This window comes from Streptomyces lincolnensis (assembly GCF_001685355.1).
GTDB lineage: Bacteria > Actinomycetota > Actinomycetes > Streptomycetales > Streptomycetaceae > Streptomyces > Streptomyces lincolnensis.
In genome coordinates, this window is sequence record NZ_CP016438.1 from 2,426,854 (window position 1) to 2,441,756 (window position 14,903).

Here is a 14,903-nt window from a genome sequence, read left to right on the forward strand (position 1 = left end):
CAAAGTTCCGTCTAGTCGTCTGTCTCGGGTGTGTCCGGCGCGTCAGGAGCGTCCGGATCGAACGACGGGACGCCTTCCTGGGTCTCGGCCTCGATCGCCTCCGCCTCCGGGAGGAAGGGCGCGAGCTCCGGGAGCTCGTCCAGGCCGCGCAGGCCCATCCGCTCCAGAAAGTAGTTCGTCGTCGTGTACAGGATCGCACCTGTTTCGGGTTCCGTGCCCGCCTCCTGGACCAGACCCCGCTGGAGGAGGGTGCGCATCACACCGTCGCAGTTGACTCCGCGCACCGCGGAGACCCGGCTGCGGCTGACCGGCTGGCGGTAGGCGACGACCGCGAGCGTCTCCAGCGCGGCCTGGGTGAGCCGGGCCTGCTGGCCGTCCAGGACGAAGCCCTCGACGGCCGCCGCGTACTCGGGACGGCTGTAGAAACGCCAGCCGCCCGCGATCAGCCGCAGTTCGAAGCCGCGCCCCTGCACGGTGTAGTCGTCGGCCAGCTCGCGCAGCGCGTCCGCGATCTGCCGCTCGGGCCGCTGGAGGATCTTCGCCAGGTGCTCCTCGGTCGCGGGCTCGTCCACGACCATGAGTACGGCCTCCAGGGCCGGCTTGAGATCGAGGTCGGCGACGGTACGCAGCCCGGCCGGGACCTCGGTGCTCTCCTCGCTCACGCCTTCTTCTCCTTGGCCTCGTCCTTGGGCACCTCGGGCGGCCGGTCGAACTCGTCCGTGACCGTCGGCGTCTCCTCCCCGTCCCCGCCGGTCCAGCGCACCAGCAGCTCCCCGAGAGCGGTCTCCTGGTCCAGCGCCACGGCCTTCTCGCGGTACAGCTCCAGCAGAGCCAGGAAACGGGCCACGACGGTGAGGGTGTCCTCGGTGTCCTCGATCAGTGACCGGAAGCTGGCCTCGCCGAGCTCCTTCAGCCGCGCCACCACGATCTGCGCCTGCTCCTGCACACTGACCAGCGGCGCGTGGATGTGGTCGACGTACACCTGCGGCTTGGGCTTGGGCTGCATCGCCTTGACGGCGAGCTTGGCGAATCCTTCCGCCCCGATCCTGATGACCACCTCGGGCAGCAACTCGGCGTGGTGCGGTTCCAGTCCGACGGTACGGGGATAGCGCCGGGCCTCCTCGTCCAGCCGCCCGCTGAAGATCTCGGCGATCCGCTTGTACGCCCGGTACTGGAGCAGCCGCGCGAACAGCAGGTCCCGCGCCTCCAGCAGCGCCAGATCCGCCTCGTCCTCCACCTCGGCCGCGGGCAGCAGCCTGGCCGCCTTCAGATCGAGCAGCGTGGCGGCCACGACCAGGAACTCGGTCGTCTGGTCCAGATCCCAGTCCGGCCCCATCGCCCTGATGTGCGCCATGAACTCGTCGGTCACCTTCGACAGCGCGACCTCGGTGACGTCCAGCTTGTGCTTGGAGATCAGCTGAAGCAGCAGATCGAAGGGGCCCTCGAAGTTCGCCAGCCGAACCTTGAAGACACCGTCGGGAGTCTCGTCGGGCTCGGCGTCCGGCGGTACGGCTTCCCGCTCGCCCGCGTCGTGCCCGCCGGTGTCGGGCCGAGGCTCGACCTCGGGCTCGGCCTCAGGCCCAGGCTCGACCTCAGGCTCGGGCTCGGGTGCCGTACCCGGTCCCCGCCCCAGCGCACGCCGACGACCGGCTGCTGAGCCGGCGGCGGTGGCGTCGTTCGAGGTCATGGCCCTCGCAGGCTACCGCTACCGCCCGCGCAGTCGTCGTACGAGAATGCTCGCGTCTCCGCGGGACTCCAGATCGGCCAGCACGACGGCGACCGCCTCGCGGACGATCCGCCCGCGGTCGACGGCCAGCCCGTGTTCGCCGCGCAGGACCAGACGCGCGTGCTCCAGGTCCATGAGCTCCTCGGCGGAGACGTAGACCGTGATCTTCTCGTCGTGGCGTTCGCGTCCGCTGGGCCGGCGTGAAGGGCTCCGCCCGCGCTTGCGGGGCTGGGCGTTGGCGGCGGCCGTGGCAGAACCTTCCTGCGGCCCCTGACGTCGCCCCGAGCGGTCCCCTCCGGCCCCGCGGCTGCGGGACTCGCCGCCATCGGCCGACTCCGGCTCCGCGGCCACGTGCTCCGCGCCCTCGCCGTCACCGCCCTGCGCGGGCACCGACTGCGGCGCGTCCTCGGGCGACGGGGCCGCGGCCCCGTCGCTCTCCCCCGCCGGAGCCGGCACCCGGGCCTCGCCGTTGGCCGGGCGCCGGGGAGTGGACGACTGGAGCGCCATTCCCCCTGTCGTACGGAACAGTTCGTCGGCCCCCGGCAGACTCACTCGGCGTGACACCGGGCGAGCACCTCCCTGGCGAGCTGACGGTAGGCGGCGGCGCCGACGGAGTTGGAGGCGTACGTGGTGATCGGCTCTCCGGCGACCGTGGTCTCCGGGAAGCGGACCGTGCGCCCGATGACCGTGTGGTAGACGTGGTCGTCGAACGCCTCGACGACCCGCGCGAGCACCTCACGGCTGTGCACGGTGCGCGAGTCGTACATCGTGGCGAGGATCCCGTCGAGCTCCAGCTCGGGGTTGAGCCGCTCCTGGACCTTCTCGATGGTCTCCGTCAGCAGCGCGACACCACGCAGCGCGAAGAACTCGCACTCCAGTGGCACTATCACCTTGTGCGCGGCCGTCAGGGCGTTCACCGTGAGCAGGCCGAGCGAGGGCTGACAGTCGATCACGATGTAGTCGTAGTCGGCCATGAGCGGCTTCAGGGCGCGCTGGAGCGTCGACTCGCGCGCGACCTCGGAGACCAGCTGGACCTCCGCCGCCGACAGGTCGATGTTGCTCGGCAGCAGGTCCATGTTGGGGACCGCGGTCTTCAGCAGGACCTCGTCGGCCGCCATGCCCCGCTCCATGAGCAGGTTGTAGACGGTGAGGTCGAGCTCCATCGGGTTGACACCGAGACCCACCGACAGCGCGCCCTGCGGGTCGAAGTCCACGAGCAGCACGCGACGGCCGTACTCCGCGAGCGCGGCACCCAGGTTGATGGTCGACGTCGTCTTGCCCACGCCGCCCTTCTGGTTGCACATCGCGATGATCTTCGCGGGTCCGTGATCGGTCAGCGGGCCCGGGATCGGGAAGTACGGCAGTGGCCGACCCGTCGGGCCGATGCGCTCCCGGCGCTGACGGGCAGCGTCGGGCGCGAGCGTGGCCGCGTATTCGGGGTCTGGCTCGTACTCGGCGTCGGGGTCGTAGAAGTGCCCCTCGGGCAGTTCGTCGTAGTCGGCGAAGTGGTTGTGGGGCGCGCCACTTCCGTCGCCGGCCATGGCGTTCACGTGATGGCCATCCATGCTGTGGTGTGTCCGAGTCGCCTGCGGACTCTGGTGGGCTGCGAAGGTGCGCACCGCGACGGAGCCGACAGCCTCGAACCCCGCGGGACCCTGGGTCCCCTGCGCAGGCGTTCCTGGTTGACCACCCCCGGGAGAAAATGTCGACTCATTCACAAGTCGTCTTACCTCCTTGGTGACCAGGAAACTTCTAGACAGGTCAGCGTGGCACCATGCCGACGGTTGGCGACTCTATGGCGTGTCGGGCGTCCGCAGCAACACAATCCGCCGGACCCGGCAGGATGTGTCGGCAATGAAACATCCCTCTGTCAAGGGCGTACGGCCGTCGCACGGTGGGTTTCGCCGGTGTACGAATCGGTTGAAGAGTTACGTTCGAGGCGAGTTGGCCTAGAGCCGCAAAGTGACCATACACACACCTGACCGGACCTTGTCGGGCAAGGTCCGGCCGGGCTTACGGTGTTGACGACCTGTGTTGACGTATCGACCTTTACCAAAAGGAGACTTAACGTCGGCGGTCAGCCGAGCAGCGACGCCAGCTCGACGTGCTCCAGGCCGTGCGCCTCGGCGACCTCCCGGTAAACCACCTGGCCGTCATGGGTGTTGAGACCCCGGGCCAGCGCGGGATCCCGGCGCAGCGCCTCCACCCAGCCGCGGTCGGCGAGCTCGACGATGTACGGCAGCGTGGCGTTGGTGAGCGCGTAGGTGGAGGTGTTGGGCACCGCGCCGGGCATGTTGGCGACGCAGTAGAAGACCGAGTCGTGGACCGTGAAGGTCGGCTCCGCGTGGGTCGTCGGCCGTGAGTCCTCGAAGCAGCCGCCCTGGTCGATCGCGATGTCGACAAGGACACTTCCCGGCTTCATCCGCGCCACGAGTTCGTTGGTGACCAGCTTCGGGGCCTTGGCGCCCGGGATGAGCACCGCGCCGATGACGAGGTCGGCTTCCAGGACGGCCTTCTCCAGCTCGAAGGCGTTCGACATGATCGCCCGGACCTTGGTGCCGAAGACCTTGTCCGCCTCGCGCAGCTTGTTGATGTCGCGGTCGAGCAGCGTGACGTGGAAGCCCATGCCGACGGCGATCTGCGTGGCGTTCCAGCCGGAGACGCCACCGCCGATGACGACGGCCTTCGCGGGCTGGGTGCCGGGAACACCGCCGGGGAGCACACCGCGGCCGCCGGCCGAGCGCATCAGGTGGTAGGCGCCGACCTGCGGGGCGAGCCGGCCCGCGACCTCGGACATCGGGGCGAGCAGCGGGAGCGCGCGACTGGGCAGCTCGACCGTCTCGTAGGCGATCGCCGTGGTGCCGGACTCGACGAGCGCGTCCGTGCACTCCTTGGAGGCGGCCAGGTGCAGGTAGGTGAAGAGCGTCTGGTCCTTGCGGAGGCGGTGGTACTCCTCGGCGATGGGCTCCTTGACCTTCAGCAGCAGGTCGGCGGTGGCCCACACCTCGTCGGCGGTGTCCAGGATCCGGGCACCCTCGCGGACGTACTCCTCGTCCGGGATCGAGGAGCCGATGCCGGCGCCGCGCTCGATGACGACCTGGTGGCCGTGGCGCACCAGCTCGTGCACACCGGCGGGGGTGATGGCCACCCGGAACTCGTTGTTCTTGACCTCGCGGGGGATGCCGACCTTCACGTCGATCACGGTCCTTGGCTCAGAGGGTGTGACGGAGCAATACAACACATACCCAGGCATGCGAGGGCACACCGGGAGACACCGCAGGAGAAGGTGCGGCAGAGCCAGTCTAATGAAGGTGTTCCCGCTGTCTAGCCTTTCATTGCATCAATCTTCAGCGGATGTACTGCGGATTTCGCAGGCGTTAGCGTCGTGTTCCGGCAGATCGGGGGTTTCCGGCTCCGGTTCTGCCTCGGAAAGCTCCTCGCCCAGCAGCTGCTCGGCCGTCCCCCGGTGCATCGCCGCCGCCACCGGATCGCCGAGGCGGTCCAGCGTGTCGGCGAGCCTGAGCTGGAGCGCCGCCTGGAGGCGTACGTCCTCGGCGCGGCGGGCCCACTCCACGGCCTCCTGGCAGGTGCGCAGCGACTCCTCGGGCCGTCCGGCGTACTCCTGGACGCGCGCGAGTTCGCTCAACGCCCGTGCGTGCGAGGTGACATCGCCGTTCTTGCGGTGCCCGGCGACCGCGGCCCGCCAGTTCCTGAGGGCCTCGCCGTAACGGCCCGCGTAGGTGTGCGCGGCGGCGATCCGGCCGTAGAGCCGGGCCGCGTCGGCGCGCTCGTCCCGGGCCAGCCGCTGGGCCAGGGCGCGGCCGAACCAGTCGGCGGCCCGGTCGTAGTCCCCGGTCTCCAGATGGGCACCGCCTACGGATTCCATCGCGCGGCCGGTCGCATACGGGTCGTTCGCCTCGCGTCCGGCGTCCAGCGCGGCCCGGTACCGCGCCAGCGCGTCCTGGGTCCGGCCGGTGCGGGCGTCCAGGTCGGCGAGGTTCAGCAGGGCGGCGGCCTTCTCACGGGGCAGGTCGCGCCGCTCGGCCACGTCGAGGACGAGCCGGTGGATGCCGTACAGGTCGGGGGCGGCCGCCTGGGTGCCGAAGTGCGCCACCATCGCGCGCACCAGCTGGGACATCAGGCGCCGGGCGAGGGTGTCCAGCTCCCCGTCGGCGACCGCGAGACGGGCCGCGGCGAGCAGGGCGGGCCCGCGGACGCTCAGCCATTCGGCGGCCGCCCGGGGGTTCGGGAAACGCAGGGCCTGGGGCATGGCCAGAAGCTTCTGGCGGGCCTCGGGACTGTCGGTCTCGGTGATCGCACGGCAGGACTGGAGCAGCCGCAGGGTCCGCTCCAGCATGCGGGCGCGGGCGAGCTGGAGCTCGGCGGGGCGGTCCTGGCTCTCGGCGAGGGTCTTCAGCAGGGGGTGCAGACAGCCGGGGACCTCGTACTGCGGCAGCGGCGAGTCCACCGCGTGCAGCAGGCCGAGGGCGACGAAGTCGTCCAGCGTGGTGCGGGCACCGCTCACCGAGCAGCCGGCGAGCGCGGAGGCGGTCTGCGGGTCGACCAGACCGGCCGGGGCGAGGGAGAGCAGGCGCAGTATCCGGGCGGCCGGGGTCGGCAGGGCGGAGTAGGCGAGCCGGAAGACCCGGCTGAGCGGGGTGCCCTCGTCGCCCTCGGCGTGCAGTTGCTTGGCCAGGTCGGAGACGGCCGCCTTGGGGCGGGCCGCGAGCCAGCCCCCGGCCAGCATCAGCGCGGCGGGCTGGCCCTGGCACTCCTCGGCCAGGCCCTCGGCGGCGCGGGGGTCGACGGTGATGCGGACCGACCCGGTGTGCCGGGACAGCAGTTCCACCGCGGACTTGGTGTCCAGGCCGCCCAGGGTGCAGGGGCGGACGTCGGAGATCCCGGTGAGCGGCCCCCCGGAGACGGCGACGACCAGGCACTCGGGGGTCTCGGGCAGCAGGGCGTCGACCTGCTCGGCGGTGGCCGCGTCGTCCAGCAGGATCAGCATCCGACGGTCGGCGAGGGCCTCGCGGAGCGCCTCGGTGAGGTCGTCCTCGTCCGCCCCCGCCGGCGCCGACACGTCGAGAGCGGTGAGCAGTTCACGGGCCGCGCGCTCCACCGGCACGGGCGTGCCGTCCGGCTCGCCGAGGCGGGCCCGGAGCACGCCGTCCCGGTAACGGTCCGCGACCTGCCGGACGAGTTCCTCGGCGAGCGCTGTGCGCCCCGAGCCGGGCCTTCCCGCGATGAGGAGCACGCGCGCGCGGGGGGCCTTGCGGCCGGCGAGGGTGTCCAGGCCGGCCCGTTCGATGTCGGCCCGGAGCTCTTTCAACTCCCTTGTGCGGCCCAGGAATCGACTCTCCGCGGCAGCGTCTCCCGACAGCTCCACGTCGCCTGTGTCCACCGCCTGATCCGTCACGGGCACACTCCCGTCCCACCGCACGCGCAAAGCCCCACCGGGACTCCGGCTCGGGCACTTTCAGAGCCTAGTTCACGCTCTGCAACGTTCCTGGTGGAGCGGGGCGGGGAAAGCGCGATTACCCCCCGATCGGATCAACAGGTCATAGCACCGACGGTTCGATGGCGCCCCCTCAGGGGCGCGGGGAACTGCGCGAGCAACCACATCGGACAAGCGCCCCGCAACGAACCGGCATCCCGACGGCGCGACCCGTCACGCCTCAAAGGGCCGTGCCGGCCACTCCGCATCCGCCGCACGCAACCCGTCCAGCCCGCCGGAGGCCCGCGCCGCGATCAGCGAAAGCACACCCACGACCAGGCAGTTGTTGTGCAGCTCACCGGCGAGGACGCCCCGGGCCAGCTCGTCCACCGGCACCCGCGCGTACTCCAGGTCGGTCTCCTCGTCCTCGACCTCGAACCGCTCCCCCTCGGCTTCCGAGAGGTTGCGCGCGAGAAAGATCCGCACGGCCTCGTCGCACCCACCCGGAGTCGTGTACACGTCCGTGAGGACCCGCCAGTCCTCCGCCTTGACGTGCGCCTCCTCGTACAGCTCCCGCTGCGCGGCATGCAGCGGGTTCTCGCCGGGCACGTCCAGCAGCCCGGCCGGGATCTCCCACAGCTTCTGCCGTACGGGGTGGCGGTACTGCCGGATGAGCAGCACGCGGTCCTCCTCGTCGAGGGCGAGGACGGCCACGGAGCCGGGGTGGACCTGGTAGTCGCGCTTGACCACCGAGCCGTCGGGCATGACCACCTCGTCCGTGCGGACGGAGGTCTTGTTGCCCACGAAGGGGGTCTCGGTGGCCCGGACCTGCCACGCCTCGGGGGTGTCCTTGATCGTCATGCCCTGTCCTCCCACGTGCACAAAGAAGCCAGGACGCCCGCCATTTGAATGCGCGCGCCCCGGCCACCGTACAACTGTCGTGCTACTGGGAAATCTTCCGCGCGACCGAGGCCTTCACCAGCCCGGCGAACAGCGGGTGCGGACGCGTCGGACGCGAGCGCAGCTCCGGGTGCGCCTGCGTGGCGACCAGGTAGGGGTGGACCTCGCGCGGGTACTCGACGTACTCCACGAGCTTGCCGTCCGGCGAGGTGCCGGAGAACAGGATGCCCGCCTTCTTCTCCAGCTCCGCGCGGTAGGCGTTGTTCACCTCGTAGCGGTGCCGGTGCCGCTCCTCGACGTACTCCTTGCCGTCGTACACCTCGCGGACGATGGAGCCCTCGGCGAGCTTGGCCGGGTACATGCCCAGCCGCATCGTTCCGCCCATGTCGCCCTCGCCGGCGACGATGTCGAGCTGCTCGGCCATGGTGGAGATCACCGGATGACCGGTGGCCGCGTCGAACTCGGTGGAGTTGGCGTCCGGGATGTCGGCGAGGTTGCGCGCGGCCTCGATCACGATGCACTGAAGGCCCAGGCAGAGGCCGAGCAGCGGGATCCTGTTCTCGCGGGCGTACTTGATCGCGCCCACCTTGCCGAGCACACCGCGGTCGCCGAAGCCGCCGGGGATGCAGATGCCGTCGACGTCACCGAGCTGCGCCGCGGCGCCGGCCGGGGTCTTGCAGTCGTCGGAGGTGACCCACTTGATCTTCACGCGGGCCTTGTTGGCGAAGCCGCCGGCGCGCAGCGCCTCGGTGACCGAGAGGTAGGCGTCGGGCAGGTCGATGTACTTGCCGACCAGGGCGAGCGTGATCTCGTGGTCGGGGTTGTGGACGCGGTCGAGCAGGTCGTCCCAGGTCCGCCAGTCTACATCCCGGAACGGCAGGTCCAGCTTGCGGACGACGTAGGCGTCCAGGCCCTCGCCGTGCACGGTCTTGGGGATGTCGTAGATCGAGCGGGCGTCGGGGCAGGCGACCACGGCGGCCTCGTCGACGTCGCACATCAGCGAGATCTTCCGCTTGATCGCGGTCGGCACCTCGCGGTCGCAGCGCAGCACGATCGCATCCGGCTGGATACCGATGTTGCGCAGAGCCGCAACCGAGTGCTGGGTCGGCTTCGTCTTCAGCTCACCCGACGGTCCGATGTACGGCAGGAGCGAGATGTGGACGACGAAGACGTTGTCACGGCCGACCTCGTGCCGGACCTGGCGCACGGTCTCCAGGAACGGCAGCGACTCGATGTCGCCGACGGTGCCACCGACCTCGGTGATCACGACGTCGACCTCGTCGGTCGCCATGCGGCGGATGCGGTGCTTGATCTCGTTGGTGATGTGCGGGATGACCTGCACGGTGTCGCCGAGGTACTCGCCACGCCGCTCCTTGGCGATCACCGTCGAGTAGATCTGACCGGTGGTGACATTGGCGGAGCCGTCCAGGTCACGGTCGAGGAAACGCTCGTAGTGGCCGATGTCCAGGTCGGTCTCGGCGCCGTCGTTGGTGACGAACACCTCACCGTGCTGGAAGGGGTTCATCGTGCCCGGGTCGACGTTCAGGTACGGGTCGAGCTTCTGCATCACGACGCGCAGGCCCCGCGCCTTGAGCAGCATGCCGAGGCTGGACGCCGTCAGGCCCTTGCCGAGCGAGGAGGCGACACCCCCGGTGACGAAGATGTGCTTGGTCGTCGTAGCTGTGCTGTTTCGAAAAACAGGCGGCATGGCCAAGAGGGGGCTCCCGTGGTCGCGATCTGGAGTGCGGGGCGGCTGCCGACCGGTGATTTCCGGGGGTGCCGTCGCTGCGGTTCGGGGGTTTCGTGCCCACCGGTCCACGGGCTACCAGGGTATCAGCGACCGGAGGAGATGGCTTCCGGCCACGCTCTGCACACACCTCGACACGAACCCGTACGAACACACGTCTTTCTCACCCGGTGCTCACCCGTTCGGCTCATCCGCGTTGTCCGGAGCGGCACGCAGATCATCTACGTGCGTCGTATCCTGCTCGGACACTCGCTGCCGAGCCCGGCCGGGAACACGGCATCACCCCCGCCCGTAATCACCGGAACAACGAGAGCTCGTCAGTTCGTTGAGCAACAGTTGCCGTTTTGCCTCACAGGGGTATGACTGTTTTGCTTCACCGCTCAACGACGCATTACAACGACCCCCTTGACCGCACCAAGCGACAGCCCCCTGCTTGCAGGGGGTGACGTGGCCGTTCGACTGGAGTTGCACGTGGCCGGGCGCATCGAAGACTACGCACTCATCGGAGACATGCAGACCGCTGCCCTGGTCTGCCGGGACGGCACGGTGGACTGGCTGTGCCTGCCCCGCTTCGACTCGCATGCCATCTTCGCCGGCCTGCTGGGCACGGAGGAACACGGTTTCTGGCGGCTCGGCCCGGCGCACGCCGCCGACGCCGAGCCTCCCACCGCGGCCCGGCGCAGCTACCGCGGAGACTCCCTGATCCTGGAGTCCGAGTGGGACACCCCGCGCGGCACGGTCCGGGTGACCGACTTCATGCCCCCGCGTGACGGCGCCCCGCAGCTCATCCGCATCGTGGAGGGCGTCTCGGGCCGGGTCCCGATGCGCTCCGCCCTCCGGATGCGTTTCTCCTACGGCCGGGTCGTGCCGTGGGTGCACCGGCACGAGGGCCGTACGGTCGCCGTCGCGGGCCCGGACAGCGTGTGGTTCGACACAGAGGTGGAGACCTACGGCAAGTCGCTGACGACGTACTCCGACTTCACGGTCGCCCCGGGTGAGCGGATCGCGTTCACCATCTCCTGGGAGCCCTCGCACAAGCAGCCGCCGCCGCTCCCGGAGCCCGAGCAGTCGCTGGAGGCGACGGAGGACTTCTGGCGCGAGTGGGTCGAGCACTGCACGTACCACGGCCCCTACCGCGAGGCCGTCGTCCGCTCGCTGATCACGCTCAAGGCCCTGACCTACGCCCCGACGGGCGGCATCGTCGCCGCGCCGACGACCTCCCTGCCGGAGCACATCGGCGGCGTCCGCAACTGGGACTACCGCTACACCTGGCTGCGCGACGCGGCGATCACCCTGTCCTCGCTGCTGCGCACCGGCTACCGCGAGGAGGCCCGCGCCTGGCGCGAGTGGCTGCTCAGGGCGGTCGCCGGCGACCCGGAGAACCTCCAGATCATGTACGGCATCGCGGGCGAGCGCGAGCTGGGCGAGGCCGAGCTCGACTGGCTGCCCGGCTTCGAGGGCTCCGCCCCGGTCCGCGTGGGCAACGGCGCCGCACACCAGCTCCAGCTGGACGTCTACGGCGAGGTCACCGAGGCCCTGCACCTGGCGCACATGACGGGCCTGGCCCGCAACGACTACGCCTCGCTGCTCCAGCTCAAGCTCATCCGCTACCTGGAGCAGCACTGGGACGAGCCGGACGAGGGCATCTGGGAGGTGCGCGGCCCGCGCCGCCACTTCGTGCACTCCAAGGTGATGGCCTGGGTCGCCGTGGACCGCACGATCAAGCTCATCGAGTCCGGCGACGCGGACGGCCCGCTGGAGAAGTGGCGCGAACTGCGCGACGACATCCACCGGGACGTGTGTGAGAAGGGTTACGACAAGGAGCGCAACACCTTCACGCAGTCGTACGGCTCGAAGGAGCTGGACGCCTCCCTGCTGCTGATCCCGCAGATGGGCTTCCTGCCTCCGGACGACAAGCGCGTGATCGGCACGATCGAGGCGATCCAGCGCGAGCTGTCCACGGCGGACGGCTTCATCCTGCGCTACCCGACCTCCGGCGAGGACGAGGGCGTCGACGGCCTGCCGGGCGACGAGGGTGCCTTCCTGGCCTGCTCGTTCTGGATGGCGGACGACCTGGCGATGATCGGCCGCGTGGACGAGGCCCGCAAGCTGTTCGAGAAGCTGCTGTCCCTGCGCAACGACCTCGGTCTGCTGGCCGAGGAGTGGGACCCGCACCTGCAGCGCCAGGTCGGCAACTTCCCGCAGGCTTTCAGCCATGTTCCGCTCATCGACACCGCGCTGAGGCTGACGGCTTCCGGAGCCTACGGCGGCTGACGCCGTCCCTTCCGGACGGAGGGGACGGACCGCATCCGCACGGGCGGGAAGCAAGCGATTGCCCCTGCCCGTGCAAGGGCGGGCAAGGGCGCGTTCAGGGGCGTGCGGGGTCGGCTCAGCCCGGCCCGAGGGCCGTCAGCGTCCGCTCCCCGCCCGGGTCGCCGGCCGTGGCCGGGACCAGCGCGATCTCGTCGAGCCCGGCCTCGGCGTAGACCTCGATCCGTGCGCGTACGGTGTCGAGGCCGCCGACCAGGCCTACGGCGGAGGCGGCCTCCCTCGGCAGCGCACGGACCAGTGTCTCCCGGTCGGCGCCGGACTCGGCCAGCTCGACCGCCGCACCGAGACCGGCCTCGACGAACACCTCGCGGTAGCCCGCCACGGTCAGGTATCCGGCGATGCTGCCCAGGACCTGGTCGAGCGTCTCCGGCTCGGGGTCGACGGCCGCGGGCAGCCAGGCGGCCAGCGTGGGCGGGGTGCGGCCCGCCTTGTCGGCCGCCGCGAGCAGCCTGGCGCGCAGGTCACGCACCTGCTCCGGCGAGACGACGTCGAGCAGCATCCGGTCGGCGTGCGCGGCGGCCGTGGCGATCGCGCGGTCGCCGAAGGCCGCCACCGTGAGGGCACCGCCGGGCGGCGGGAGGCGGCGGCGGAACGGGCTGCCGGGGACGACCGGTTCGCCGGGGGTCGCGTGCAGGAGTCCGCGCAGGGCCGCCGCGCTCTCCTCCATCGTGGCCGCGGGCCGGGCCCGGGGCCGCTCGTGCACGCCCTCGACGACGCGCTTGCTGGAGGTGCCCAGCGCCACTCCGACCGGCCTGCCCACGACGGCCGCGGTGCCCGCGGCGCCGCGGGCGATGGTGTACGGGTCGCGCACGTTCACCGGCACCGGCCCGGCGGTCAACGCCACCTGTCCGGTGGCCTGACCGATGGCGGTGGCCAGGACGAAGGAGTCCCACGTCGGTCCCTCGCCGACCCACACCTCCGGATACCCGAGCCGGTCGGCGAGCACCCCCACCCGCAACGGCTCATCGATCGGACTGTCGTCCTCCCGCCCCACGGCGACCACGCTGATGTCCATGGCGGGGCCGCTACCCGAGCGCACGCGCCTCAACCCCCGCACCTGCGCGGCAGCGGCTGCCGGGCCGGAGATGCCGCCGGGGAGTTCGCGCGGGTAGCGTCCGCTGCATGGACAGCCGCACGGATCACCGTTTCGAGAACCGGGGCGCCGGGATCACCGTGCAGCGGGCACTGGAGCTGCCCGGACTGCGGAGCGGGCTCCCGGAGGTTCTCGCGGGCGCCGACCGGCTGCACCGGACCGTGCGCTGGGTGCACGCGGGCGAGGTGCCGCACATCGCCTCGCTGCTCAAGGGCGGCGAACTGCTGCTGACCACGGGCTACGGCCTCGGCACCCGTTCCGCCGAGCAGCGGGCGTTCGTGCGCACCCTGGCCGAGCGGGGCATCGCGGCCCTGGTCGTGGAGCTCGGCCCGCGCTTCACGCGGCTGCCCGCCGCCCTGGTCGACACGGCCCGCTCGGCCGGTCTGCCGCTGGTCCAGCTGCACCGCGAGGTGCCCTTCGTGACGGTCACCGAGGAGATCCACACCGAGATCGTCAACGGCCACTACGCCCTGCTCCAGCAGGCGGAGGAGGTGCACGGCCGCTGCACCCGGGCGCTGCTGGACGGCGGCGGGGTGCCGCAGGTCCTGGGCATCCTGGCCGACTTCAGCGGCAACCCGGTCTTCCTGGAGACGACGGACGGCCGGCTGCTGTACGCCGCCGGGGCCGGACCCGAGGGCGCGGATCCGCTCCAGGTGTGGGAGGGGCTGCGCGGCCGGCACCAGGACGCCCCCACGGCCGGTTCGGTCCTGGTGGACGTGCCGGGCGGCGGGCCGGGGACGGGCTCGGTGCGCGCCCGGCTCGTTCTGCTCCCCGTCCGCGCGCCGCTCGCCCCCGTGCACCGGATGGCCGCCGAGCGGGCCGCGGGGATCCTGGCCGTGGTCCTGATGCAGGCCCGCCAGGAGGAGGAGCTGGCCGCGCGCGGGCGCGGCGACTTCCTGACCGACCTCGCCGAGGGCCGTATCGCCGCCGAGGACGCGCCCGCGCAGGCGCGCGTCCTCGGCTTCAAGCCGGGCGCCGGACCGCTGCTGCCGGTGGTCATGCGGCTCGGCGACCCGCTCGCCCCCGGCGGGGGCTGGGCGGTCCTGGCGCGCGCGGTCGCGGAGGAGCTGGCGTCCGTGGGCGTACCGGTCCTGCTGGGTGTACGTCCGGTCGAGGGCCGGGTCCCCGTGCTGCTGGGCCTGCGGTCGGAGTCGGAGAGGTCGGCGGTCGCGGACCGGGTCGCGGCGGCGCTGCGGGCGGGTGTGGAGCGGGCCGGGATGCAACGGCCTGGAGCACAGCCGCCGGTGGTGGTCGTCGGGGTCGCGGGCGGCTGGGCGGCGGCCTCGGCGGGCCTGCGGCACGCGGCGGAGACGGCCACGGCGGCCCAGGGCTTGTCCGACCGGCCGTGGTACGACGCCCGCCGCCTCGACATCGACCTCCTGCTGTGGCGGCTGCGCGACCACCCTGACCTGGCGGCCTTCGTGGACCGTGCCATCGGGCCGGTCCAGGACCACGACGACCGCTCCAAGCCGCCCCTGCTGCCCACGCTGGAGACGTATCTGGCGCACGCGGGCCGCAAGGCGGAGACGGCCCGCGAGCTGCACCTCAACCGGCAGACGCTCTACAACCGGCTCGCCCGCATCGGGGAGTTGCTCGGCACCGACCTCGACGACCCGCAGACGGTCCTGGCGTTGAGCCTGGCGCTGCGGGCCCGCAGACTCGTGCCCTGATC

11 protein-coding genes are annotated in these 14,903 nt (G+C 71.3%); 2 read left to right on the forward strand and 9 right to left on the reverse strand.

Annotated elements, in window-relative coordinates:
- Positions 1-11: 11 nt before the first annotated feature.
- The 8 genes from scpB to SLINC_RS10765 all read right to left on the reverse strand — a co-directional run bounded on the left by scpB (position 12) and on the right by SLINC_RS10765 (position 9,768).
- On the reverse strand, positions 12-662 hold the full coding sequence (gene scpB / locus SLINC_RS10730; protein ID WP_067429947.1) for an SMC-Scp complex subunit ScpB: 651 nt from the start codon (positions 660-662) through the stop codon (positions 12-14).
- Positions 659-1,687, reverse strand: coding sequence for a segregation and condensation protein A (locus SLINC_RS10735; protein WP_067429949.1), 1,029 nt, complete (start codon positions 1,685-1,687; stop codon positions 659-661). The genes scpB and SLINC_RS10735 overlap by 4 nt, the downstream gene beginning before the upstream one ends.
- 18 nt (positions 1,688-1,705) lie before the next feature.
- Positions 1,706-2,290: a hypothetical protein gene (locus tag SLINC_RS10740; protein ID WP_079164486.1), complete on the reverse strand. Its 585-nt coding sequence runs from the start codon at positions 2,288-2,290 to the stop codon at positions 1,706-1,708.
- A complete protein-coding gene (locus SLINC_RS10745) occupies positions 2,275-3,291 on the reverse strand; it encodes a ParA family protein (protein WP_016434573.1) in 1,017 nt (338 codons plus the stop codon). Before SLINC_RS10745 ends, SLINC_RS10740 begins: the two co-directional genes overlap by 16 nt.
- Before the next feature lie 512 nt (positions 3,292-3,803).
- Positions 3,804-4,919: an alanine dehydrogenase gene (ald, locus tag SLINC_RS10750; protein ID WP_107406812.1), complete on the reverse strand. Its 1,116-nt coding sequence runs from the start codon at positions 4,917-4,919 to the stop codon at positions 3,804-3,806.
- Positions 4,920-5,066: 147 nt separating this feature from the next.
- Positions 5,067-7,142, reverse strand: a complete 2,076-nt coding sequence (locus SLINC_RS10755) for a tetratricopeptide repeat protein (RefSeq protein WP_067429954.1) — start codon at positions 7,140-7,142, stop codon at positions 5,067-5,069.
- 252 nt (positions 7,143-7,394) lie between these two features.
- Positions 7,395-8,021 (reverse strand): NUDIX domain-containing protein, encoded by a 627-nt coding sequence (locus SLINC_RS10760; RefSeq protein WP_067429957.1) that lies wholly within the window; start codon positions 8,019-8,021, stop codon positions 7,395-7,397.
- 82 nt (positions 8,022-8,103) lie between these two features.
- Complete coding sequence (locus SLINC_RS10765; protein WP_067429960.1) at positions 8,104-9,768, reverse strand: CTP synthase; 1,665 nt, start codon at positions 9,766-9,768, stop codon at positions 8,104-8,106.
- A gap of 510 nt (positions 9,769-10,278) precedes the next feature.
- Here SLINC_RS10765 and SLINC_RS10770 point away from each other — a divergent pair.
- Positions 10,279-12,081 carry a glycoside hydrolase family 15 protein gene (locus SLINC_RS10770; protein ID WP_067429964.1) on the forward strand — a complete coding sequence of 601 codons (1,803 nt, stop codon included), beginning with the start codon at positions 10,279-10,281 and terminating at the stop codon, positions 12,079-12,081.
- 115 nt (positions 12,082-12,196) lie between these two features.
- Here SLINC_RS10770 and SLINC_RS10775 read toward each other — a convergent pair whose 3' ends face one another.
- Positions 12,197-13,153, reverse strand: coding sequence for an LLM class F420-dependent oxidoreductase (locus SLINC_RS10775; RefSeq protein WP_067429967.1), 957 nt, complete (start codon positions 13,151-13,153; stop codon positions 12,197-12,199).
- Positions 13,154-13,260: 107 nt separating this feature from the next.
- On the opposite strand from SLINC_RS10775, the gene SLINC_RS10780 reads away from it, so the two are divergent.
- Positions 13,261-14,901, forward strand: a complete 1,641-nt coding sequence (locus tag SLINC_RS10780; RefSeq protein WP_067429970.1) for a PucR family transcriptional regulator — start codon at positions 13,261-13,263, stop codon at positions 14,899-14,901.
- Positions 14,902-14,903: the final 2 nt, after the last annotated feature.